General features: G+C 31.9%; 1 pseudogene. It reads right to left on the reverse strand.

The annotated features are described in order from the left end of the window. Positions 1–49: 49 nt before the first annotated feature. A pseudogene (locus VK90_RS27390) lies at positions 50–1,005 on the reverse strand (glycosyltransferase); the annotation flags it as partial. Positions 1,006–1,512 lie beyond the last annotated feature (507 nt).

Consider the following 1,512-nt stretch of genomic DNA (forward strand, 5'->3'; position numbering starts at 1 on the left):
CAGAATGACTCGTCTTTTTTGTGTGCTTTCATACCTTTGTTAATTGCCTTTTAAACTTTTCTAATTGTTTTTCTGTTTTTTTTTATATCTATGTTTTTAAAAACTACACTTGAGACATTATGTATGGTGTTTTTGATAAGTAGCGTATCTTGTATTTCTTCTACGCCTTTTCGAAAATAAGGGGTTTTCCATTTTTCTATATCGATATCACTCGTGTAATCCAAATAATGATTGGCCAATATATTCCCTTGTTCATCTATTTGCTTTGATTGTGTGTAGCTTAAGGCAATGTCATTATTTATATGGAACCCTTGTATTACTTCTGTTAAAAATGTCTTATCGCATAAGTCATCGGCCTCTGCGATCCAAATATAATCACCGGTTGCTGCAGAGATTCTTTTTATCCATTGTTTAAATACAGAACTAGAGTTTTTATCATTAACAATATGTTGAACTTTCAGATGGGTCTTATTTTCTTGTGAGAGCAGCTTTTCAAATGTGGGTACACTTTTGTCAGTAGAGGCATCGTCTAGGAAGATTAGTTCGTAAGGGGGTAGGTTTGGTTTAATATTGATTTGACTCGGACAGGTAAAAAAGATTAGTGTAATTATAGTTTGGTATAATTACACTAATCTTTTTGTAATTATGTTCGAAAAGAGCTAATAATTGATAAATGTAATTAAGGAAATTGAATTTTTTTTCAATAATTTTTTGGCCAAAGCTCCCCCTTTGTAATCATAACCCTTCATCTTCAATAAATTCGTATCTTCTTTCTAGCATTTTTGGTAAATCTAAAAAGTCTACTAAGGCACCAGTTTTTTCCGTAACAACATCCTCAAAACCTCCAGCGTTTTTAAACCCTATAACAGGAACCTTTGTATCTAATGCTTCTAAAACAACATTCGGAAAAGAGTCTTCCCTTGAGGTTAATAAATATACATCAGCCCCGGCGTTATATAAGCCGATATCTGGAGTAGGATCGACTAATGTGAAATGGGCATCATGGGATACATAAACTATCTTCCTATTAACATGCATTTCATAACGCCTCCCAAGTTTATTAAATTACTTGAGTTTCCTCATCGATTTAGTGAATGTAAAGAAGATATAGTGAGGTGTTTTGTTTATAGCCCCCTAGAGGTAAGAGGAAAGGAAGAAATGGTGATTTTAGCTGGGATGTATAAGAATAAAAATGCTATCCTTAATATATGTACTTGCTGACATTTATTCTTTAGAAAATTATTAGTATTAAGCTGGATAGTGCAAACTGACGATTATTAACTTAACTACAATCTTCCTATGCAAGTTTAAGAATCATTAGGAATGGATTAGAAATTAAGAGAGTTCAATACCTTTTATAATTTATAAAATAAAAAACATAAAAAGTATTGACGATTGATTTGTTTAGGTGTAATATAGAACAAGTCGCTGATAGCAACAACGCAGAAAGCGACAAACGAAATAAAAAAACTTAGTTGACATTGAAACATGAAAATGTTAACATAAGGAAGT

The sequence above is a fragment of the Bacillus sp. LK2 genome (assembly GCF_001043575.1).
Taxonomy (GTDB): domain Bacteria; phylum Bacillota; class Bacilli; order Bacillales; family Bacillaceae_G; genus Bacillus_A; species Bacillus_A paramycoides.